The organism is Cryobacterium levicorallinum (genome assembly GCF_004402405.1).
In the GTDB taxonomy this organism is placed as follows: domain Bacteria; phylum Actinomycetota; class Actinomycetes; order Actinomycetales; family Microbacteriaceae; genus Cryobacterium; species Cryobacterium levicorallinum.
In genome coordinates this window covers 148,568-170,936 of sequence record NZ_SOFE01000001.1, presented here as the reverse complement: position 1 = coordinate 170,936, position 22,369 = coordinate 148,568, and the positions used below count along the sequence as shown (strand labels likewise).

Below are 22,369 nucleotides of genomic sequence, written 5' to 3'. Positions count from 1 at the left end.
CATTAGAAAGCACCCCTCATGCGGACCACGTCCCTACGATTGCGAGTCGTCGCCGCTGTTCTGGCGATGCTCACGATTGTGCTGGTCACGGTCGGTATTCTGATCAACGTCGTGCTCGGCGGTCAGCTGCGGGCCGACCTGCAGCAGCGCCTGATCGACCGGGCCGGCTACGCGCAGATTCTGGCCGAGGAAGGTCTGGCGGCGCAGAGCCTGGCCAACCGGCTGACCGGCGATGACGTCACCGTGACCTACTCGGTCGGCGGCGACACCGTCTATGGCCGCACCGATCCCACTCCCCGCGGTGACCGCGGCCCTGGCGCTCCGCCGCACGCCGAGACCGTGCCGGGCGCCGTCGTCACCCAAAGCGGCGACCGCCTCTCGGTCACCCAGACCGTGGCCGGCGGAACCCTCACCCTCAGCTCGAGTGAGGCCGGCATCGACGCGGCCCTGGCCCAGCTGCGCACGATCGAGGTCGTCGCCGGTGCGCTCACGATTGTCGTCACCGGGCTGCTGCTGACCGGTGTGGTCGGGGTGGCGCTGCGCCCACTGACCCGCATGACCGAGCTCGCGCTCGCCATCACCCAGGGAGGGCGCGGCGGCCGGCTGCGCCCGAGCAATCCGCGCACCGAGATCGGGCGCACCGCCGGCGCCTTCGACGACATGCTGCAGGCGCTCGAAACCGCCGAAAACACCTCTCGCCAGGCCGCGGCCGATGCGCAGGCCGCAGAAATCACGGCCCGTGATGCCGCGCAGGTCGCGGCTGCCGCCGAGGAACGGATGCGCCGGCTTCTCGCCGATGTCTCGCACGAACTGCGCACCCCGGTTGCTGGCCTGCAGGCCAGCGCTGAAACGCTGCTGCGCGACAATCCGGCCCGCGCTGAGCGCGAGAGCCTCACGGTCGGCATGATTCAGCAGACCCAGAGGGCTGCCCGACTGGTCGATGACCTGCTGCTGATGACCCGGTTGGACCAGGGCGATGAGGGCGCGGCCTTCGAACCGGTCGACCTGTCCGCGCTCACCCGCGACGTCGTTGCCGAGCAGCGGATGCTCGGGGCCAGCCGCGAATTCGACCTCGCGGTCGCGGCCGAGGTTTGGGTGAGCGGTGACGCCCAGCGCCTGGCGCAGATCGTGACCAACCTGCTCGGGAACGCGCGCACTGCGACCGAGCCGGGTGGCAGCATCCGCACCAGCCTGGCAATCGTTGATGGCACCGCCCGGCTGGAGGTCAACGACTCCGGCGCCGGCGTTCCCGCGCCAGACCGCGAGCGCATCTTCGAACGGTTCGTGCGCCTCGACCCGTCACGGGCCAGCAATCGCGGCGGCTCCGGCCTCGGCCTGTCGATCGCCCTTGCCCTCGCCCGCGCGCACGGCGGTACGCTCGAGTGCCTCGAACCGGTCGCGACGGGTGCGCGCTTCGTCCTGACGCTACCCCTGGCACGCGCCTAGCCCGAGACTATTCGCAGCCGGTTCCGTCACCGTCGCGGTCGAGGTGGCTGCCGTAGCAGGGTTCGCCGGAGTGCACCGGCGCCGCGCCGGCCTCCCGAGCGGCGGTGCAGTTCTGAAAATAGACCTCGACCGGCGTGACGACTGCAGACTCACCGGTACTCGCGAGCTCGTCGGGGCAATCCGAGAGGATGCGCGTCATCGCGTCGCGCTCGGCCGCGGTCACCCACAGCGCGTAGGTCGCCTTCACCGAGATCTGCCGGGCCACGTAGGTGCACCGGTAGCTTTTCAGCGGCGGCAGCCAGGTGGCCGCGTCGCCGTCTCCCTTGCGCGAATTGGTCACGCCGTCGACGGCGAGCAGATTGAGCGGATCGTTCGCCAACGCCACCCGCTGCTCCTGCGACAGTTGCTGAGCCCCGGTCTGCCAGGCATTCGACAGGGCAACGAGGTGGTCGATCTGCACGAGCGAGGAGGTCGCCTGGCCCCGCACAAAATCGATGGCCCGGCCCGTGAACGGCCCGACCAGGGTGCCGCTCTGCACCTCGCAGTCGCCCGCAATGACGAGCACGGTCAGGTCGCGGGCCAGGATGTCGTTGCGGGTGTCGCATCCGTTCTGGTCGACGTCTTGCCAGGCTGATCCGAAGCTTTCCGTGCGGTCATAGCCGGTTTTCGGCGCGCGACCCTTTACCGGCAGGGTTGCGAGCACGGCGAGGGCTGCGGAGTCGGACGTGGGCGCTGGCTGTGCGGTGGCCGGTTCCGCAGTGGCATGCGTTGATGGCGTCGCACTTGCGGAACTTCCGGTGTCGGCCAGATCCGGTGAAACGGATGTCCCCGCGAGCGACGTTCCCACCAGAATCGCCGCGAGGGCGGCCACGATCACCGCCGTGATCACGAAAGTCTTCTTCGGGCGACGGACGGCCATGGTGCTCCTTCTGGCCGCAAAGGCACGACCCCTCGAATATACGGCGTGCGCCGCGGCCGTCGGATCAGGCCGCGGCATCCGTTTGATGAGAAGACACCCATTCTGGGGGTCTTCTTTCGGGGGCCGCACTGGCAGGATATAGAACCCGGCGAGGAGCACTCATGACTCACATACTCTCCACGCGGCGGCGTTTCGCGACGCCCCCGGAATTGCCCGAATCGAATCGCACCGGAGCGCTTCGATCAACACCCGGCCTGGCCTGGCTGCTCGATCGCGCCCCGCGCCGACCCGAACCCACGCCCACCGACCTGGCGCTGGCACGAGCCCGCAGCGAGCTGGCCGTCGACACCTTTCTGGAGACGCTGCCCGAACATTGGGCGGCATTCACCTCGCCTGCCCTGACCGGCGACGGCCCAAGTGCGGCGTGGCTCATCGTCGGCCCCGGCGGCGTTTTTGCGCTGCACGCGCAGCTCTGCGACGGGCGGATCGCCTGGGTGTATCGCCAGACCGTGCACGTCGCGGGGCGTCGGGCCCCCGACCTGGCCACCGCCGAGGCTGGCGCGCAACGACTCACCACGCTGCTCCGCGGGCGGGTACCGCTGCGCACCGCGGTGCAGCCCGTCGTTGTCGTGCTCGGCGCCCGCGCGCTCTGGGCCCCGGGCCAAACTGGGCAGAGTTGGGCGGCGCCGGGTCGTCCTGCTCCGGTGGCGGTTCTCGGGGCGCGCGCTCTGGGCCACTGGCTGGCTTCCCGGCCGCAGGTGCTGCGTCCGATCGAACGCATGGAACTGGCCGCCGCCATCGACAACCCGCTGACCTGGGGCATCCGTCCGTCTATCCTGCCGCGGCCCGGTACCGTGCGGAATTAGCGCTTTTTGGGCCCGTTCCCCTTCGCGGAGAGCAGGCGCGCCCGCACCGAGAACGCGCCGCCGATCACGAGTGAAACGACGGCCGCCGGCAAAATGAAGTCGACGAACTGATTGCCCGAGATCAGGTTGCCCACCAGCAGCAGCACGGCCATCCCGCTGAAACCGAGGCCCGCGATGGCGCAAACGTTGAAAGTCAGGTGTTTCACGGGGCAAATCCAATCGGTGGGGTGACTGTCAGGCTAGCCGACCTTGGCCTATTTAGTGGGGGAGGCGCCGGTCGGGGTCGTACCCCTATATTGACAAGCGGATGCTCCGCGCCAGCCTCGCGCGCCACTTCCTCAACCGGTCTGAGAATTACTCCGATTTGCTAACCAATGTCGCGCGCCGGCCGACTGTCACCCCTGAACGGGGACTCCTCGGCGACAGAATGGTATCGGGCGAAAGCCCGAGGTGAGGCGAGAACGTGATCAACGCAACGCTGGGCAATGGTGTGCACGCTGGCGACAGCGAGCCGGCGCCAGTGGTTTTGGCGGTGCCGGCCGTGTCGATGCTGCCCTGTTCTGACCCGTCACCGGCCACCGGGCGGTTCGCCGGGCAATCCCTCGTGGAAGAATTGTTGCGGCAACAGGAGGATCGCGCTCCGCGCTCCCGGCTAGCCCGCACCCTCGGTCTCTCCCCGCTCGATGCCAATGGCCTGGCCTGGTTGCGCGCGGTACAGGCCGAGATGGTGGTGGGCGAGATTCTCGCCCGGCTGCCCGAGGGCTACAGCGTCTTCCACTCGCTGCCCATTCGCAATACCGCGTTCTGGGTGGATCACCTCATCGTCGGGCCCGGCGGAATTTTCGCGCTGAGCTCCAAAACACGCTGGGATCACGACCTGACCGGGTCGGTGCGCACGATTCCGGTCGGCGATCACACCATGCCCTACCTGCGCGATGCGCGGTTCGAGTCGACTCAGATCACGGCACTGCTGGCCGGGGCAATGCCGGCAACGGCCGTGGTTCAGCCGATGATCGTGCTGGTCAACCCGCATAAAATTCGGCTCAATCGCAAGCCCGACGTCGTGACCGTCATCGATTCGCCCAGGCTGCGCCGGTGGCTGGTGGGGCGTCCGCGGCAATTTAGTGCGGAGCAGCAGGCGACCCTGACCGCGGTCATTGACGACCCGACCACGTGGCACACGCCGGTGCGAACGAGCGCGCCGGACCACCTGCACGCACGCTTCACCGCGCTCGAACAGGAGGTTTCGGCCGCCGGCGTCCGGCGCACCACGTTCACGGTTCTCGCCGCCGCCTTGGGCGCCAGCCTGCTGGCGATCGTGACACTGCCCGTCATCGTCTCCGCCGTCCAGTACCTCGCCGCCCCCTAACCCGAGTGCCGCGCGCCGTCCGCGGCTGGCCCTGATGGCGCCGCGGACGGCATAACTCCTGCAAATTGTGGTCGGCCGCAAGCGGATGCGCCGAATTCCGCCCAACTTTTCTGCCGCTCCTCCAAATTGCAGAAGTTGTGACCTGAAGCGGGGTGCGATGGTGGCTAGATCAGCAAATCGGGACCACCGGCAGCCTGGTGTCCGGTGTTTTCGGGCCACCGCCTGCATGATCGACCCAGAGATCCTGATTTAGCCACCATGACGGCGCAAGATTTAGGCGAGGCGCTCGAGAACGGTGCCCTCGCGCATCCGTTCGACGCGCACGACGTGGTCACGCAGGTCGCGCACGCCGCGCGGGATCGCGAGTTCGGCGACATCCTGCCCCTTGGTCGCGGCGTGCGACCGGGTCGGATGCTGATAGTCCGCGATCGACCGAAAGGTGTCGCGCCCGCGCGGCTCTTTGCTGTGGCGCTGAGCGAAGCCGGAGTTGATCGTGCTCAGCTCCATCTCGTCTTCGTGCGCCGCGACCAGGCTCTTGGTGCTCAGGGTGATCACGGTGTGGGCATCATCCCGATACGACCGGGCCTGCAGAAGTTCCTGCAGAAAGCGTGGCTGCAGGTGAAAGAACACCCGGTCGTTCAGCGCGGAGTACCACTCGGCGAGCGTCATATCGTCGAGGGCATCCTCCAGCGACGGCTCGTGAATCGCCTTTTGATGACGGATGACCGCGGTTCCGAATTCCGCATGCTCGAGCACGCGTGACTCACCGCGCCGCTTGCCCAGAATTGCCACCTGCGGCGCGCCCTGTTTGACTCCCCAGCGGGTCACGAGCGCGGCCGGACTGAGCAGCCCGTGGCGCTCGATGGCTGGCCAACTGCCATCGGCGGCCACGTGGTAGAGCTCGGGGTACAGACGGATCAGATCGCGGGACAGCACAGTTCGAGAGTACTCGCCGCCCGTGCAGCCTCGGGTCGTCCGACTAGTTCAGCCAGCCAGGTCCAATGTCGCGAGCACCGTGCGTCCGCTCGCTGCCGCGCGCGGCGCCATATCCACGAGCGCGATCTGGGCCAGCACGAGCTCATCGCCCGCGTGCACGCGCCGATGCTGCTTGACCGTGACGTGCGCCCGAAACTCCGGTCCCGAGAAGGCCTGCTCGTTCGGGGCTGTGGCCAAGGGGAGCAGCGCTTCGACCAGCCGGTCGTGCAGTCTCGTCAGCGAAGCGTTGTCGTCAATGAGTGTCACCGGAATATCGTGTCGGCGGCCAAACAGGGCGTCCGGCCCGACTGCCACAGTGAGCGCCGGAAACCCAGCCATCGTCGCGGCAATGACCTGCGCAATCTCGCTGGGCGCAGCATCCGTTTTGAAGGGAGCGAGCACGGTAATGTGCAGCGGCCAACTCCCGACGGTGAAGCTCTCGCCGGTCTGCAGCGGAGTGAGCGGCAGAACGACAACGAGGCGGGGCATGCGCCGAGTCTAGACGGCGCCGGACTGCCCGACCTGCCGTGCAGAACAGCGGAGATTTTCGTCAGAATCGACTTAACAGCTCTCGGCACTGAGACCAATATTCTCCGCAGCCGTGCAGGCCCCCATGTATAACCGCCGCGACGCCCCACGAATCCGCGTATCACCGGCCCCGACGAGTCGGCAATCTCGCGCGACCCGCTCCTGGAGCGGTACAAGTGAATCATGACGAGTTCACCTCTAATTCTGGGACCGATGATGCGCTACGTCGATAATGTCTCGGCGAGCATCTGGTTCGAGACTCGAAATGCCGGTCGGATCGTGGTCACCGCGGCTGGTCGTTCCTGGGCGGCGTGTACCTTCGCCGTGCATGCACACCACTACGCCCTCGTGCACGTCGACGGTCTGCACCCCAACACGACCCTGCCGTACACGGTGGAGTTCGACGGACGTCCGGTCTGGCCCGATTCGAAGTCCTCGTATCCGGCGGCGGTCATCGCGACGCTCGGCGGCGGGCATCCGCTTCGGATGTCGTTTGGATCCTGCCGCACCAGTGTTTCCCATGACGAGGACGGCAACCGAACGCATGGCGTTGACGCTCTGCGGGCCTGCGCTTTGCGCCTGGCCTCGCCCGACAACGACGTGCCGCGCCCGGATCTGATCCTCTTTCTGGGCGATCAGGTTTATGCCGACCTGACTACCGAGGAGATGCAAAAGTTCATCAGGGCGCGGCGTGATATCACGAAGCCTCCCGGCAAAGAGCTGGCAGATTATGAGGAATACGCGCACCTCTATCGCCTGGCCTGGTCGGACGAGGCCAACCGCTGGCTGCTCTCCACAGTGCCGACCGCGATGATTTTCGACGACCACGACATTCGCGACGACTGGAATACCTCGCAGAGCTGGAAGCGCCAAATGGAGGCGACGTCGTGGTGGCGGGGCAGGATCATCGCGGGGCTCGCCTCCTACTGGGTCTATCAGCATCTCGGCAATATGTCACCCGCCGAACGAGCCGACGATGACATCTGGCGCCTGATCGCTGCCCACGATGGCCCGGATGAACTCGACCTGAGCGTCGCGCTCGACGCATTTGCCGAACGGTGTGACCAGCAGCCCACCAGCTACCGATGGAGTTATTGTCGAGATGTCAGCGATGTTCGGCTGATCGTGGTGGACTCCCGCGCAGCCCGCGAACTCGACCCGGCCCGGCGGGCACTTCTGGACGAAGACGAGATCGGCTGGCTCGATGAGCGGATGCGAGGCGGCTTCCGCCACCTTTTAATCGGCACCTCGCTGCCGTTTCTGCTTCCGCCCGGCCTCCACCACCTGGAATCCTGGGACGAAGCCATTTCCGAAGGAGCCTGGGGCAAGCCGGCCGCGCGGGTCGGCGAACGGCTGCGTCAGCTGGTCGACCTGGAGCATTGGGGCGCCTTCCAGCGCAGCTTCCGCGAGGTGGCACGGATGGCCACCGAGGTGGCCGACGGCCGACGCGGGATGGCGCCCGATACGGTGACGTTCCTGTCGGGCGACGTGCACTACTCCACCGTTTCCGAGGTCGAGCGAACCTCGGGGAGCCGCATCGTGCAGGCCGTCTGCTCGCCGATTCGCAATCCGCTCCCCATGGCCATGCGATCGTTCTCCGCCGTACTCGCCTACGGCATCGCCACGCGACTGAGTGCCCGGCTGGCTCGTTCCGCTGGAGTCGCGTCGCCGCCGTTCCGCTGGGCGGGCATCAAGGGGCCCTGGTTCGACAACTGTCTGGCGAGCCTCGACGACACCTCCGCCGGCCTCACCATTCGGTGGGAGAAGGGAGTCGTCCGGGCCGGCGACCATCGGCATCCGCTGGTGGAGAACGTGGCAACAATCGTCCTGGAACCCCGGATGCAGTGAGACGGCCCGCGTCTTAGTCCGGCGATACCCCGACTGTCAGGAGCAACTGGGGCTGGGACTGCTCGACCCAAGTACCCAATACCGTGGCGGCATCCGTTGCGAGGGCCCTGGCAGATGTGCCGTCGAGTACCCGCACGACGGTGACGCGCAGGGCGCCCGCCGTTGCGATCGTGGTGCCCGCCGTAGAGACGGTGTCGATGGTCGCAGCACCCTGCGGAACGGGGGTTCCGGGGGTGCCGCTGCCGCGCACGGTAGCGGTCGGTGCGACCGGAATGAGTTCACCGTTCCCTTGCGTGAATTGGTCGGCCTGCTGCGCGCCGGTCAGGGCTGCGGCAGCGACCGCCGCCAGATAGACCGGGTCGCCGGTGGCGTCGTAGACCCAGCGGTCACCGAGCACGGAGTGGGACATGGTGCCGACGAGCTCATTCTCGCCACCCTCGAGTGGCGCGCCGCGATAGGTCAGCGGAATCTGCAGCAGCGGCCCGGTACCAAAGCGCACCAGGATGGTTTCGATGCCGACCCCTCCATCAGGATCGTCGAAGCGGAAGGATGCGACGCGCTCCACCTCGGCCCCAACGTCGCCCACAAACCACGTTTGCGTCGGAGCCCACGCGGCGATGAGCTCAGACTTGGAGGGCCGCAGGACGGCGTCGTAGAGAAGTGCCATAGCTTCGATCGTAGGGGTCGGGGCGCAACCCGCACCAGCTAAGCCCTTTTCTGGTGGCCTCCGAGAGCGCGTGCGCTCGAAAGCTGCTCGAGCGCACGGCAGGCCGGCCGCGTGCGCCAGCAGATTTCGGCCGCGCAGATCCCGCCGCCTTTATAAGCGGATGCTGCGCGCGACCGCCCGCCGCGCCGCGGCCACCACGTTCTCCACGGTCACCCCGCGCAGCGCCGACGGCCGACCATTCACGCTCAGACGGCCACGATCATTTCCAGTACAGCCGCCGTCACGGCGATTCTCTCGCCCGTGGCAGCAGTCGCCTTCATGAATATTCGAAAAACTCCGATCGAATCAGGCTGGATTGCGGGACACCACTGCCTGACGATGCGCATCGATGAGCTCCAGGGTGGCCCAAACCAGCGCGAGCATGCCCACGACGAGGGCTCGCAAGAGTGCGGACCCAGCTCAAGGGTGGCTGTGTGCACCGGCGCTGCGAGATCCCCGGCAGCACGGCTCAGCTGGGAATCATCAATTCCGAAGGCCGCCGACGAGGAACTCGGCGGGAGCCCGCCAGGGAACGTTTGCCGTGCCCGTGAACGGCGGCACCGCTCGTTCTGAAACGCGGCTCCGGCTGCGGTCGAATGCGCCCAGAACTCCCTGGGCGACGAATTATGGTCACGGAAAGCAACTTACACATCGATGACGACCTGGGGCACAAACCCACGAATTGGCCGCATCCACGGTCAGGTGCAGCAGGCGGTTGGACTCCACGCGTCCGGGCGCATTGGGAACATCGTGATGCGCTGGGGCGAATCGGTAGGAGTGGCGAAGCGAGCACATTCGTTGACCCCGAGAGCTGTTACGCCTACGATGATATCCACCACACAATAATAAAATTTCACCATGCGAAAATTGGTCAGAGAGGACCTAATCGTGGATAATCTTGCTGTGCTCAGCCTTCTGGCGTTGGCACCAATTCTTGTGGTGGGCGTACTGCTCGCCGGATTCCGGTGGCCTGCCAAATACGCCATGCCACTGGGCTATATCGCCGCGGTAATCGTGGCCCTCGCGGTGTGGAAGATGGACTTTCGGGGAGTCATCGCGGCCTCCCTCGAAGGTGTCATCACGGCCGCAACCCTGCTGTACATCGTGTTCGGGGCGCTTCTGCTGCTGTCAACGTTGACCGTCGGTGGAGCAATGGCCACCATCCGCGGCGGATTTAACAATATCTCGCCCGACCGGCGCATTCAGGCGGTCATCATCGGCTGGCTATTCGGAAGCTTCATCGAGGGAGCATCTGGCTTCGGCACGCCAGCCGCGGTCGTCGCCCCACTGCTGCTGGCGATGGGCTTTCCAGCGATGGCCGCCGTGATGGTGGGCCTCATTATCCAGAGCACACCGGTGAGCTTTGGAGCAGTGGGCACGCCGATCATCGTGGGTGTCGGCGGTGGGCTCGGCGGTGATCCGGCCGTCGCCGAGCGAATCTCCCTGCTAGGGGTGACGATGCCCGAGTTCATAGCGTCGATCGGCTTTCAGGTGGCCTCGATCCACGCGATCGTTGGCCTGCTCATCCCGTTGATTCTGGTGTGCATGCTTACCGGGTTCTTCGGTCCAGAGCGGCGCTTCCGCGACGGACTGGCCATCTGGCCATTCGCGCTCTACGCCTCGGTCGCTATGACGATTCCCTCCGTGCTCGTGGCCCGCTTTCTCGGCCCGGAATTCCCCTCGTTGTTCGGCGGCCTCTTCGGACTGATCGTCGTGATGTTCACGTCAAGCAGGGGCTTCCTGATGCCGAAGAAAACCTTCGATTTCGGCCCACGAGCCAGTTGGAGCCCGCGTTGGATGGGCACAATAGAACCGGCGGAACCCGCCGCATCCGTTCGCCGCATCGGCATCGTGAGCGCCTGGTCACCCTACGTGCTGATGGCCGTATTGCTGGTCGGCAGCCGGGTAATTACACCGGTCACGGAATTCCTCACCGGTATCGCCATCCCGTTCAACAACATTCTCGGCACCGACATCTCCACCGCCGTGCAGCCGTTCTACTCGCCAGCCTTCCTGCTCATTCTGGCATCGCTGTTCGCGTATGGACTTCATGGCATGAATGGCCAACAGATTCGCGAGACGTGGAAGGTATCGGGCAGGCAACTCGCTGGAACCGCCGTGGCCCTGCTTTTTGCCGTGCCGCTCGTGCGCGTGCTGATCCAGTCGGGGCCGGAGCTCAACGCATCCGGTCTCTCGAGCATGCCGGTGACGCTCGCTGAGGGCGCTGCCGCCATCTCGGGCAGCTCGTGGCCGTTCATCGCCCCATTTATCGGTGCGCTCGGAGCCTTCGTCGCCGGTTCCAACACGGTGTCCAACCTTACGTTCTCGCAGTTCCAGTTCTCCACGGGCAACGCCATCGGGGTGAACCCGGAGCAGGTGGTGGCTGCCCAGGCCGTCGGCGGCGCTGGCGGTAACCCGATCGCCATCCACAACATTGTGGCCGCGTCAGCCACGGTGGGGCTGCTCGGGCGCGAGGGCGACCTGCTGCGCAAGACAATTCTCGTCACGCTGTACTATTGCATCGCCGGGGGAGCGATCTCATTCATCTTTATCTACGGGCTCGGCTTCAACCTCGGCACGATCATGCTCGTGCTGCTGATGAGCACGCTCGGATTCATCGTGCGGTGGATGCTGCGCCAGAAGGCGGCCGTGCTGGCGCCCGAACCTGAGCGCGTCTAAGTCAGTCAGGCGAGAGCGGGCGGCAGCGGAGACATCCGTTGTCGCCCGCTTTGTCGTGCCAGGTGAAACAAACGACGGCTTGTGGACCCGCGCGCGTCAGACCCCAGCACACGAAAAACCGGAGTAGCTGCGTGCAGCTACTCCGGTTTTGCGCCCTGGAAGTTACGGTCGAGTGACCTCTTCGAGCAGTTCAAGCACGTGCCGGTACGGCTTGCCGGTGGCACGGGTCATGCCGAGCTCGCAGGTTCGATTGCACGAAGCGTGCGCCACGGCGTCCATGGCGAGCACGTCAGTGGCCTGGGCCTTCGTGGCCGATTTGGTGAGCTCCGGGTGCAGCATGCCGCGGTCGCCGGCAAAGGCACAGCAGCCCCAGTTCTCGGGTATCTCAACGTGCTCGGCCACGCTGGAAGCCACGGTCTGTAGGGCAGCGTTGGCGCCCATCCGTGTTGACGAGCACGTGGGGTGCAGCGCGAGTGACTCGATCTTCACATATTCGGGCAGGCCGGGCAGAATGCTCGTTGCGGCGAACTCGACCGCGTCCATGACCGTCAGCGGATGCTCGCTCCGGTCACCCTCGATGATGTGCCGCAGCCCTTCGGTGCATGAGGAAGCATCACAGATCACCGGCAGCTCGCCGTCGCGGGTCGCGGTGCGCAGGGCGGCCAGGGTCTTCGCCGCGATCGTGGCGAGTCCGCGGGTCATACCCTTGGAGGCCCACGGGGTACCGCAACAGAGCGCGTCGATGCCGTCGGGCACGAGTAGGGTCACGCCGGCACGCTCGCAGAGCTGCTCGAAACTGTATTGCGTGCCGGGAGTTCCGGCAACGGCCGGACCGAACATCGTTTGCACGCAGGCGGGAAAGTAGACGGCAGCCGGCGCCTGGCGCGGGGCAGGGCGCATCCGCTCGGTGGCAACTACTGCATCAACCATGGTGATTCTCCTTCTGGGATTGACCGGAGTGGGCGTGGCGGGGTCGGCCCCCGCCGGGCAGGTCGGGCGAGTAGAGGGGCACGGTGTCGGTGCCGAGCACGGTGCGCGCGAGGCGGTTGGGGCCGAGTACGAGCGGCACCGGAACCGAGGCGATCGCCTTGAGAGCGAGCCCCGCGCCGCGAGTGACCGTGCCCCAGTTGTTGGCGGCCACATTCCACAGCGCGCTTTCCAGTGGATTCGCCTCGTCGTGGCGCAGCCTCTTCATGAGGTCGCCGGTGTTGATGTTGACCGGGCAGGCCGTTTGACACATGCCGTCGGCGGCGCAGGTCTGCACGGCGTCGTACTCGTAGTCTTTCTCCATCTCGGCCACGAGAGCGAGATTACCGTCGAGCCTGGCCTGTTCGATTGCACGCAACGATACGATGCGCTGCCGCGGCGTGAGCGTCACGTTGCGGCTCGGGCACACCGGCTCGCACCAGCCGCACTCGGTGCAGCGGTCGACCTCTTTCGCCACGGCCGGGATAGCCTTGAGATCTTTCAAGTGGGCGTTCGGGTCGTCGTTGATGAGTACGCCGGGGTTGAGCATGCCAGCCGGGTCGAAGAGCACCTTGATGCGGCGCATCACGTCATAGAGCTCGTCGCCGAACTGGCGCTGCACATACGGCGCCATTACGCGCCCGGTGCCATGCTCGGCCTTGAGCGAACCGCCTTCGGCGAGCACGAGGTCGACGAGATCTTCGGTGAACCGGCTGAACCGCTCGAGACCCACGGCACTGCCGAAATCGTCGGTGAGCATGAAGTGCACGTTGCCGTCTTTGGCATGACCGAAAATCATAGAGTTCTCATACTCGTACTTGGCGAACAGCCGAATGAGCTCCATGCAGGTGCGGGCGAGCGCTGGCACCGGAACCACGATGTCTTCGAGCAGGGCGTTCGTGCCCTGCGGCCGGGTACCGCCCACAGCCGGAATAATCCCCTTGCGCAGGTACCACAGCTGGCCGCGGATGCCGGCATCGGTCGTAAAATCGGCTGGCAGGGTGAGACCGAGCGTGTTGACGGTCTGCATGCCGATCGCGAGCATCTGCGCCAGTTTCTCTGGCGACTCGGCGTGGTACTCCACGAGCAGGGCGGCGTGCTGGTCCACCATGAGATCGACCACGATCGCGGGCGCCCCCGGCATCTTCTGCCCCACAATGAGCGAGAGCGCGTCCATGAGTTCCAGGGTGGCCGCACCGGTCGCTACCAAGGCGGGCAGAGCGGCGGTGGCCGCCTCGAGCCCGGGAAACACGAGCAGGGCGGTGGTGACGTGCGGCAGTTTGGGAACCGTTCGAAATATCGCCTCGGCCACGAATCCCAGCGTGCCCTCGCTGCCCACGATCAGGTGCGCGAGCATATCCACGGCACGGTCGAAGTCGAGCAGCGAGTTCACGCCGTAACCCATGGTGTTCTTCATGGAGAATTGCTGACGAATGGTGGCGACGGATGCCTCGTTATCGCGGGTGCGCCGCGCGAGTTCGAGCAGGCCGTTGTATAAAACCGGCTCGTGCTTCAGCAACTGCTCATCGGCATCCGCTGCCCCGGTGTCGATGACCGTGCCGCTTGGCAGCACCACGGTGACCGATTCGAGCGTCTGGTAGGTGTTGTCCACGGTGCCGCAGGCCATGCCGGAGGAATTATTCGCCACGACGCCGCCGATGGTGGCGGCGGATTCGCTCGCCGGGTCGGGTCCGAACTTGCGCCCGTACTTGGCGAGGCGGGTGTTGAGCGCCCGCACCGTGACGCCCGGCTGCACGCGCACGCGCAGGCCGTCGTCGAGTACGTCGATGTTCTTGAAGTTCCGGCGCACGTCGACCAGCACACCGTCGGTGATGGCCTGGCCGCTCAGGCTGGTGCCGCCCGAGCGAAACGTGAGGTGCACGCCCTGCGCGGCGCCGGCGCGCAACAAGGCGCCGACCTCCGCGGCATCCGTGGCCACCACCACGGCCTGGGGAATAAGCAAAAAGTGTGAGGCATCGTGGGCGTTCGCGTGGAGGTCGAGTGCCCGAGTTTTCACCCGAGCCGGGTCGCCAACGGCGGCACGCAGCGCGCCGAACATCGCGGTGCCAGTCTCGGAGCTAACGGTTGTTGTACTCACAAAAACTCCCTTGTTTTCGACGTGCACGTGCAAACAGACTATTCGGTGGCGCTGACAATGAGCGAGAGCGAGGTGGGCGCATCGGCCGCTGTCACGGCCAGGTCTTCGAACTCGGTTACGGCGTCGATCTCGGCGGCGGCCATCGAGATATTTGTGACCCGCTCGAGGATAATTTCGACGACAACGGGAACCCTGAACTCGACCATCCACGCCTGGGCCTGCGCGAACGCTGCCTGCAAATCGTCGGCTTCGCGCACCCGGATGGCCTTGCAGCCGAGGCCCTCGGCCACCTTGAGGTGGTCGACGCCATAGCCCTCAAGTTCGGGCGAATTGATGTTCTCGAACGCGAGCGACACCTGGTAATCCATATCGAAGCGGCGCTGCGCCTGACGGATCAGGCCGAGATAGGAATTGTTCACGACGACATGTATATACGGGATGTGGAACTGGGCACCCACCGCGAGTTCTTCGATCATGAACTGAAAGTCGTAGTCGCCGCTGAGCCCCACGACCGTTTTCGACGGGTCGGCCACGGCCACGCCGAGGGCGGCGGGAAGCGTCCAGCCGAGTGGCCCGGCCTGGCCGCAATTGATCCAGTGCCGCGGGTGGAAGACGTTCAGAAATTGTGCTCCCGCAATCTGCGACAGCCCGATCGTGGTCACGTAGCGGGTTTCGGTGCCGAATGCCCGATTCATCTCCTCATACACGCGCTGCGGTTTTATCGGCACGTTCTCGAAGTGCGTCTTGCGCTGAAGCGTGGCCTTGCGGTGCGCGCAGTCTTCAACCCAGCTCTCCCAATCGGGGAGGGCGTTGGCGGCCTTGCGTTCGCGTGCGAGCTCAACCAGACCGCGCAGTGCTGCACCGGCGTCGGAGACGATGCCAAAGTCCGGCGAGAAAATCCGCCCAATCTGTGTGGGTTCAATGTCGATGTGGACGAATGTGCGGCCCTTCGTGTATGTGTCGAGGCCACCGGTGTGCCGGTTGGCCCAACGGTTACCGATGCCGAGTACGAAATCCGATTCGAGCATGGTTGCATTGCCGTAGCGGTGCGACGTCATCAGCCCCACCATGCCGGCCGCGAGCCGGTGGTCGTCGGGAATGCTGCCCCAGCCCATCAGCGTGGGAATCACCGGAATATTCAGCACCTCGGCCAGCTCGACCAGCTCCGCCGAGGCGTCCGCGTTTATCACGCCGCCGCCGGCGATGATCACCGGGCGCTTCGCGAGCAGCAGCATGTCGAGCGCCTTTTCGAGCTGGGCAACGGATGCTGCGGGCTTGGCTACCGAAAGCGGCTCATAGGTGTCGATGTCGAATTCGATCTCGGTAAGTTGCACATCGATCGGCAGGTCGATCAACACCGGGCCAGGGCGGCCGGAGCGCATCAGATAAAACGCCTTCTGGAAGACGCCGGGAACCTGCCCGGCCTCGAGCACTGTAACGGCCATCTTCGTGACGGGGGCCGCGATGGAGGCGATGTCGACGCCCTGAAAATCTTCCTTGTGCAGCTTGCTCACCGGAGCCTGGCCGGTGATACAGAGAATGGGCGTGGAATCTGCCCACGCGGAGTAGAGGCCGGTCAGCATATCGGTGCCGGCCGGTCCGGAGGTACCGATACACACGCCGATGTTTCCGGCCTTCGTGCGCGTGAATCCCTCGGCCATGTGCGAGGCACCCTCGACGTGGCGGGCGAGGATGTGGTCGATGCCGCCGTGGGCGCGCATGGCCGAGTAGAACGGGTTGATGGCAGCCCCCGGTACACCGAAGGTCTGGGTGGCCCCCTCCTTTTCGAGGATGGCGACGGCAACGTCTACTGCGCGCATTTTAGACATGTGATTCTCCTTGAATCTGAAAAGTTGGTGTTCAGGCGTGCGAGCGGCCGGACATCTGCTCGACCAACAGCAGCAATGCGGAGTGGTCGAGCGAGCCGTGGCCTTCGGCGCGCAGGGTGCCCATTAGCTGGGCCACCATCGAACCAAGCGGAATGGCGACGCCGGCCGCGCGGGCCGCTGCGGTGACTATGCCGAGGTCCTTGTGGTGCAGGTCGACCCGGAAACCCGGTTCGAACGTGCGCGCCACCATACCTGCGGCCTTGCGGTCCAGGATGCGATTGCCGGCCAGCCCGCCAGCCAGAACCTTGACGGATGCTTCGGTATCGACCGAGTGCGCCTCCAGAAACACGAGCGCCTCGGCGACGAGCTGGATGGTGCCGGCGACGATGAGCTGGTTGGCGGCCTTGACCGTTTGGCCGGATCCAGCCGGACCGACGTGGACCACGGTGCTGCCCATAGCGTCGAGTACGCCACGGATGGCCTCGACGTCGGCGAACTCCCCGCCGACCATGATCGACAGGGTGCCCTCAATTGCGCCGGCTTCGCCGCCGGAGACCGGGGCGTCGACGGGCTTGAGCCCGGCGTCCCTCGCAGCTCCGGCCAGGCGAACGGCAACGTCGGGCCGGATGGTGCTGGCGTCAATCCAATAGGCGCCGGCCGGCGTATGGGCGAAGACACCGTCCGGGCCGCTGACGACGTCTTCGACATCGGGCGAGTCTGGCAGCATCGTGATCACGACGTTGGCATCCCGCACGGCGTCGGGGATACTCGCCGCGCCTCGACCGCCCGCGGCGACCAGCTCGTCAATTCGTGCCGAACTGCGGTTGAAACCGACGACGTTGTGGCCAGCCTTCACGAGATTGATTGCCATGGGCAGGCCCATTATTCCCAGGCCGATGACGGCGACATTATTCATTTTATTTGTCCTTTTCTCAAGGGTGTTGGATGCGCAGCGGTCGGTTAGGCGGTTTCAAGCCAGGCAAACGGATTTGTTGCGACCGTCTTGTATTCCAGCCCGATGGGGCCGTCATAGCCGAGACCGTGACTGTGCGCGAGCCATTCGTGAATGGGTAGCGTGCCCGTTCCTGGTTCGCCGCGCCCGGGTGCGTCGGCAATCTGGATGTGTCCGAATCGGTGCGCGTGCTCGGAGATCACGGCCTCGACATCGTCGCCGTTGACGGCCAGGTGGTAAAAATCGGCGAGTAGTTTGATGTTCGTGTCGCCGCTCTGGATGCTCACCCGTTCGATCACGGCCAGCACGTCGGCCGCCGTGCGCAGGGGATACTTCGGTGCCCCGCTCACCGGCTCCAGCAACACGGTGCCACCGATCGGGGCGACGAATCGTGCGGCGAGGGAGAGATTTTCGATAGCGAGCTCATCTTGTTCCTCTGGGGCAACGCCGTCGATACGGTTTCCGTAGAGGGCGTTGAAGGACGTGCAGCCGAGGTGCCCGCCGATGCCAGCGGCGACGGCCAGATTGTCGCGAAACTCGTCGGATCGGGCTGGCCAGGACACCAGACCTCGATCACCGGCCGGCATGTCGCCGGCCGCAAAGTTCAAACCGGTCAGTCGAACGTCGGCATCCGTGATTGCGTTCTCAAAGTCGGCAATCTGCGTTTCGGTGGGAACGGCGGCGGCAAAGGGCCACCAGAACTCGACCGCGTCGAATCCGGCGGCTTTGGCCGCGGCTGGGCGCTGGAGCAACGGCAGTTCGGTCAGCAGGATGGAGCAGTTTACGGTGTACAGCATGGGGGCGTCCTTGCTCCTCGAGTTGATGATTATGCGACTTGATTCCATCAAGTTTCGTATTGTGGAAGTTAGTTTCTGTTATATGGAAAGACTACGGTCAGTGCGGCCCGGCGTCAACTTCTGTGTAATCTGGGTAACCTGGCGATATTTCCACAATGCGGATATCCGTTGCCACGTATGGCCTGGAGGCATAAAGATGGCAGAACGCACGGCTGGCAGCGGTGTGCAATCCGTGGAGCGGGTTTTTGAACTCCTCGAGCTGATCACGGCCGCTGGCGGGCAGGTGATGCTGAGCGAGCTCGCGGCCTCCACCGAGCTGCCCCTGCCGACCATTCATCGGCTGCTGCGCACGCTGGTGGCGAAGGGATACATTCGTCAGCTCGCCAATCGGCGTTACGCGCTGGGCCCAGGTCTCATTCGCCTCGGAACGGCAGCCAGTAAGCAGCTCGGCGCCCTGGCTGGGGCCCAACTCCGGGCCCTTGTCGACCAACTGGGGGAGACGGCGAACATGGCTGTTCTCGATGCCGACATGGCGCTTTACATCGCCCAGGCTCCATCCAAACACTCCATGCGCATGTTCACGGAGGTCGGCCGACGCGCGCATACTCATGCCACAGGAGTCGGCAAAGCGATTCTGGCCCAGCTGAGCGATGACGCCGTGCGCGCCATTGTGGCCAGGGCTGGCATGCCCACTCCCACGACGATGAGCATCGGCAGCGTGAACGATCTCCTGGCTGACCTGGCCCGAATCCGGGAACGCGGCTACTCCATCGACGATGGTGAGCAGGAAATTGGTGTGCGCTGCTTCGCGATGGCGGTTCCGGATGCGCCGACGCCGACCGCCGTCAGCGTCTCCGGGCCGGTGTCCCGGGTCGATGATGCGTTTGCAGAACTCGCCATTCCCGCGCTGCGCGCCGCCGTGGAGTCCATTTCCCAGGACCTGAACCCGGTTGCCTAGATTTATTTGTGGGTCAGGGCTCGGACATGTGTCGTGAGTCTATACAGCGTTGGTCACCTCCACAGAACTAACAGCCGAGCTCGCGGTCGATGCGGCTCAGGCGCGCGAGCGATGCCAGGTAGCCGGCATCGTCGATGCCAGCCAAGCTGCCAAGGGCCTGCACCGCCTCGCGATCATTGCTCCCCATCTCGGTCGCGCACCAGCGGCGCAGCAGCTCGGCGTCTCCGCTTGCACGAACGGATGCTCCGACCGCGCTTGTGAGTTCGGCGCGCAGCGGTTCGATGGCCCCGGCGGTCGACCTCACCAGCAGTGGGGCAGAGTACGCCGCGAGGGCCGTGGCAACCTGGCCCTCGCGCACGAGCCGCAGTACCCGCCCCACGTCGGACGAGCCTCGCAGGGTGGAGCCGAGGCGATACGGCGTGGACTCCAGTGACTCGCCGAGCACGTGGCGAATACGGTGCATCTCGATGCGGATGGTGGCGGCTAAGCCTGTTTCCCCGTGAATGGCGTAGGCAAGTTCGTCGGCGCTCCATCCGCGATCCCGTGAGTCGAGCAAGGCCAGAATCTCCGCGCGGCGCAGCGAGAGCGGCACTCGGCGTCCATCGCCGCCGACCACCCCTGGGCTATCACCGAGCAGAGCGAGCGATGCCACGGAGGTGGGCGCAGACGAGGCCACCGACAAGACCGCAGTTGAGCGCCCAGCAGTCATCAACTGCGACCCGCGCCCGAGTTCTCGTCGCGCCGCCCGCAACAACTCCTCGGCGAGCCGCACCCCGCACTTCACCATGCGCATGCTGTCGGCCGTGACCGTGTTGAGTGGCCCGGATACATTCAAGACGCCGATGACCGCGCCGCTGTCCGCGTCCCGAATCGGTGAAGCTGTGCACGCCCAGTCGTGGTGAGTGCGCACGAGGTGTTCGGCCGAGAATAACTGTGCGGCGCGCCCACTCAGGACGACTTCGCTGATCGCGTTCGTTCCTACCCCGGCCTCGGACCAGTCAGCGCCCTCGACGAACTCGAGCCTGTCGGCCTGCCGCAATGCCGCGCGGCTGCCGACCCGCCACAGCACCTCTCCACTCGCGTCGGCGAGTACGAGCAGATGCTGCCCATCAGAGCTCTCATCAGAGAGAAGCTCACTGAGGGCTGGCATCACGGCCTCTAGTGCATGGCCGCGGCGCAGCGCAACGACGTCGGCCACCTCGTGCAGATGCCGGGGCAGGTGTCGGTCGGGGTCGATGCCCGCAGCCAGCGAACGCTGCCAGGATTCCCAAACCTCGGTGCTGATCCCGAGCGGGGGCGAACCGGCCAGTGTTACCTCATGGGCCGCGCGCAGCATCCGTTCGTATTCATGGGGGGAGGAGAAACGCTGGTCAGCAGTGAGAACGGTGGTGTTCGGGCCGTGGGTCATGCGATGTCTCCTCCATTGGATCCGACGATGGCGCCAAGCAGGAGCACCGGGTGTAACGCCTGTGTAACCCCTGCGGCCGTGTACTTGAACATACAGGTCGCGTCCGACAATGGGCTCACCTTCCGCTAGCTCACAAAGGAGTGACATGCCCGATTCACCGACCACCGTGGTCGAAAACTGGCTCGCCCGGTTTGACTCCGCGTTACAAAACCGCGATATCGATGGCGCAGTGGCGTTGTTCGCGGACGAGTGCTATTGGCGCGATTTCGTGTCGTTTACCTGGAACCTGAAAACTCTCGAGGGCAAGGCCGACATAGAGCGGATGCTCGCTGTCACCCTCGACGAAGTGCGCCCGTACAGCTGGGCGCTCGCCGAACCCGCAACCGGCGCGGCGGGTGCCGTCGAAGCGTGGGTGACCTTTGAAACCGGCCAGGCCCGCGGCTATGCGCACCTACGGCTCAACGATGGCCTGTGTTACACCCTGCTCACCACGATGCAGGAACTCAAAGGCTTTGAAGAGAAGAAAGGCCGAAACCGCGACCAGGGCGTCTCCCACAAAATCACAAAGGGCCGCACATCCTGGCTCGAGAATAAGACGGCACAGGAGGCGCGCCTCGGCTACGAAGAGCAGCCCTATTGCGTCATCGTGGGTGGTGGGCAGGGCGGCATTGGCCTGGCTGCCCGCATGCGCCGGCTCGGTGTTCCCACGATTGTGATCGAGAAGAACGCGAAGGCCGGGGATTCGTGGCGCAACCGCTACAAGTCGCTGCATCTGCACGACCCGGTATGGTACGACCACCTGCCGTACCTGAAGTTTCCCGAGGACTGGCCGGTCTTCGCCTCGAAAGACAAGATCGGCGACTGGCTTGAGCACTACACGAGCATCATGGAGCTGAACTATTGGTCGAGCACCGAATGCACTAAGGCGGCGTTCGACGAGGACGCCCAGGAGTGGGTCGTGCAGGTTGTGCGAGACGGCACTCCGGTCACCTTGCGACCCAAGCAACTGGTTTTTGCGCTTGGTGTCTCGGGCTACCCAAATACGCCGGTCTTCGATGGCGCTGGGTTGTTTGAAGGGGAGCAACACCACTCGTCGAAGCACCCGGGAGGAGGGGACTATACCGGCAAGAAGGCGGTCGTGATCGGGTCCAACAACTCGGCCCACGACATCTGTGCCGACCTCTGGGAGCACGGGGCCGACGTCACCATGGTGCAGCGCTCGTCGACGCACATCTCCCGCAGCGACTCGCTCATGGACCTTGCGCTCGGCGGCCTGTACTCCGAGCAGGCGCTGGCGAACGGGGTGACCACGGAAAAGGCCGACCTGCTTTTCGCGTCACTGCCCTACCGAATATTGCCGTCCGCGCAGATTCCGGTCTTCGAGCAGATGGCCGAGCGCGATGCCGACTTCTATGCCCAGCTCAGCGAAGTCGGGTTCGATTTGGATTTTGGAACGGATGGCTCGGGCCTGTTCCTGAAATACCTGCGCCGTGGGTCGGGATACTACATCGATGTGGGGGCATCGCAGTTGCTCATTGACGGTCGCGTCGCTGTGAAATCGGGCCAACTCGACCACATTACGCCCAAGTCCGTGGTGCTCGCGGACGGCACCGAGCTGGATGCTGACCTGATCGTGTATGCCACCGGGTATGGCTCCATGAACGGATGGCTAGCCGATCTCGTCTCGACAGAGGTTGCCGATCAGGTGGGCCGCTGCTGGGGTTACGGGTCCGATACGCCGAAGGATCCTGGGCCCTGGGAGGGTGAGCTGCGCAACATGTGGAAGCCCACAAACGTTCCTCAGCTGTGGATTCACGGCGGAAACCTGCACCAGAGTCGGCACTACTCGAACTACCTCGCGCTGCAGATCAAAGCGCGCATGGAGGGGCTCGACACTCCGGTGTACGAGCTGCAGGAGTCGCACTACACCCGCTGAACGGGCCGTGCCCGAAAGCTGCTCGCGCCCCCGGCAGGCCGGCCGCGCGAGCAGCTTTCGACCGCACGACTGATCCCAATAACGGATGC

At 65.2% G+C, this 22,369-nt stretch carries 16 protein-coding genes and 1 pseudogene; 7 read left to right on the top strand and 10 right to left on the bottom strand.

The features are described from left to right. Positions 1–18 precede the first annotated feature (18 nt). Positions 19–1,446 carry a sensor histidine kinase gene (locus E3O11_RS00805; protein WP_092448873.1) on the top strand — a complete coding sequence of 476 codons (1,428 nt, stop codon included), beginning with the start codon at positions 19–21 and terminating at the stop codon, positions 1,444–1,446. Positions 1,447–1,453: 7 nt separating this feature from the next. Here the strand turns inward: E3O11_RS00805 and E3O11_RS00800 are convergent, their stop codons facing one another. After that, positions 1,454–2,365, bottom strand: coding sequence for a GmrSD restriction endonuclease domain-containing protein (locus tag E3O11_RS00800; protein ID WP_092448872.1), 912 nt, complete (start codon positions 2,363–2,365; stop codon positions 1,454–1,456). A gap of 161 nt (positions 2,366–2,526) precedes the next feature. Here E3O11_RS00800 and E3O11_RS00795 point away from each other — a divergent pair, with 161 nt between their 5' ends. After that, on the top strand, positions 2,527–3,231 hold the full coding sequence (locus tag E3O11_RS00795) for a hypothetical protein (protein ID WP_092448871.1): 705 nt from the start codon (positions 2,527–2,529) through the stop codon (positions 3,229–3,231). Here the strand turns inward: E3O11_RS00795 and E3O11_RS00790 are convergent. After that, entirely contained in the window at positions 3,228–3,437 is a 210-nt protein-coding gene (locus tag E3O11_RS00790) for a hypothetical protein (protein WP_092448870.1), read from the bottom strand. The two genes, E3O11_RS00795 and E3O11_RS00790, sit on opposite strands and share 4 nt — an antisense overlap. 257 nt (positions 3,438–3,694) lie before the next feature. On the opposite strand from E3O11_RS00790, the gene E3O11_RS00785 reads away from it, so the two are divergent. Continuing rightward, on the top strand, positions 3,695–4,600 hold the full coding sequence (locus tag E3O11_RS00785; protein WP_092448869.1) for a nuclease-related domain-containing protein: 906 nt from the start codon (positions 3,695–3,697) through the stop codon (positions 4,598–4,600). A 273-nt stretch (positions 4,601–4,873) separates the two neighbouring features. Here E3O11_RS00785 and E3O11_RS00780 read toward each other — a convergent pair whose 3' ends face one another. After that, positions 4,874–5,536, bottom strand: coding sequence for a DUF7002 family protein (locus E3O11_RS00780; RefSeq protein ID WP_092448868.1), 663 nt, complete (start codon positions 5,534–5,536; stop codon positions 4,874–4,876). Between the two features lie 48 nt (positions 5,537–5,584). Continuing rightward, on the bottom strand, positions 5,585–6,064 hold the full coding sequence (locus E3O11_RS00775) for a 2'-5' RNA ligase family protein (RefSeq protein WP_092448867.1): 480 nt from the start codon (positions 6,062–6,064) through the stop codon (positions 5,585–5,587). 222 nt (positions 6,065–6,286) lie between these two features. Here E3O11_RS00775 and E3O11_RS00770 point away from each other — a divergent pair, with 222 nt between their 5' ends. After that, entirely contained in the window at positions 6,287–7,951 is a 1,665-nt protein-coding gene (locus tag E3O11_RS00770) for an alkaline phosphatase D family protein (RefSeq protein ID WP_092448866.1), read from the top strand. 13 nt (positions 7,952–7,964) lie between these two features. Here the strand turns inward: E3O11_RS00770 and E3O11_RS00765 are convergent, their stop codons facing one another. Then, positions 7,965–8,618, bottom strand: coding sequence for a CG0192-related protein (locus E3O11_RS00765; RefSeq protein ID WP_092448865.1), 654 nt, complete (start codon positions 8,616–8,618; stop codon positions 7,965–7,967). A 927-nt stretch (positions 8,619–9,545) separates the two neighbouring features. Here E3O11_RS00765 and E3O11_RS00760 point away from each other — a divergent pair. Next, a complete protein-coding gene (locus tag E3O11_RS00760; RefSeq protein ID WP_092448864.1) occupies positions 9,546–11,336 on the top strand; it encodes an L-lactate permease in 1,791 nt (596 codons plus the stop codon). Between the two features lie 162 nt (positions 11,337–11,498). On the opposite strand, the pseudogene E3O11_RS00755 reads toward E3O11_RS00760, so the two are convergent. The 4 genes and pseudogenes from E3O11_RS00755 to E3O11_RS00740 all read right to left on the bottom strand — a co-directional run bounded on the left by E3O11_RS00755 (position 11,499) and on the right by E3O11_RS00740 (position 17,978). Beyond that, positions 11,499–14,361 (bottom strand): annotated as a pseudogene (locus E3O11_RS00755) (FAD-binding and (Fe-S)-binding domain-containing protein). Between the two features lie 77 nt (positions 14,362–14,438). Next, the gene (gene gcl / locus E3O11_RS00750; protein WP_092448863.1) at positions 14,439–16,229 is read right to left on the bottom strand and encodes a glyoxylate carboligase; all 1,791 of its coding nucleotides are present in this window, start codon (positions 16,227–16,229) and stop codon (positions 14,439–14,441) included. A 31-nt stretch (positions 16,230–16,260) separates the two neighbouring features. Continuing rightward, complete coding sequence (locus tag E3O11_RS00745) at positions 16,261–17,145, bottom strand: 2-hydroxy-3-oxopropionate reductase (protein WP_092448862.1); 885 nt, start codon at positions 17,143–17,145, stop codon at positions 16,261–16,263. A 44-nt stretch (positions 17,146–17,189) separates the two neighbouring features. Beyond that, complete coding sequence (locus E3O11_RS00740; RefSeq protein WP_092448978.1) at positions 17,190–17,978, bottom strand: hydroxypyruvate isomerase family protein; 789 nt, start codon at positions 17,976–17,978, stop codon at positions 17,190–17,192. Positions 17,979–18,174: 196 nt separating this feature from the next. Here E3O11_RS00740 and E3O11_RS00735 point away from each other — a divergent pair, with 196 nt between their 5' ends. Further along, on the top strand, positions 18,175–18,936 hold the full coding sequence (locus E3O11_RS00735; RefSeq protein WP_092448861.1) for an IclR family transcriptional regulator: 762 nt from the start codon (positions 18,175–18,177) through the stop codon (positions 18,934–18,936). Positions 18,937–19,003: 67 nt separating this feature from the next. Here E3O11_RS00735 and E3O11_RS00730 read toward each other — a convergent pair whose 3' ends face one another. After that, complete coding sequence (locus tag E3O11_RS00730; RefSeq protein WP_092448860.1) at positions 19,004–20,344, bottom strand: sigma-54-dependent transcriptional regulator family protein; 1,341 nt, start codon at positions 20,342–20,344, stop codon at positions 19,004–19,006. Positions 20,345–20,489: 145 nt separating this feature from the next. Here E3O11_RS00730 and E3O11_RS00725 point away from each other — a divergent pair, with 145 nt between their 5' ends. Beyond that, positions 20,490–22,280 carry an NAD(P)/FAD-dependent oxidoreductase gene (locus E3O11_RS00725; protein WP_092448859.1) on the top strand — a complete coding sequence of 597 codons (1,791 nt, stop codon included), beginning with the start codon at positions 20,490–20,492 and terminating at the stop codon, positions 22,278–22,280. Positions 22,281–22,369: the final 89 nt, after the last annotated feature.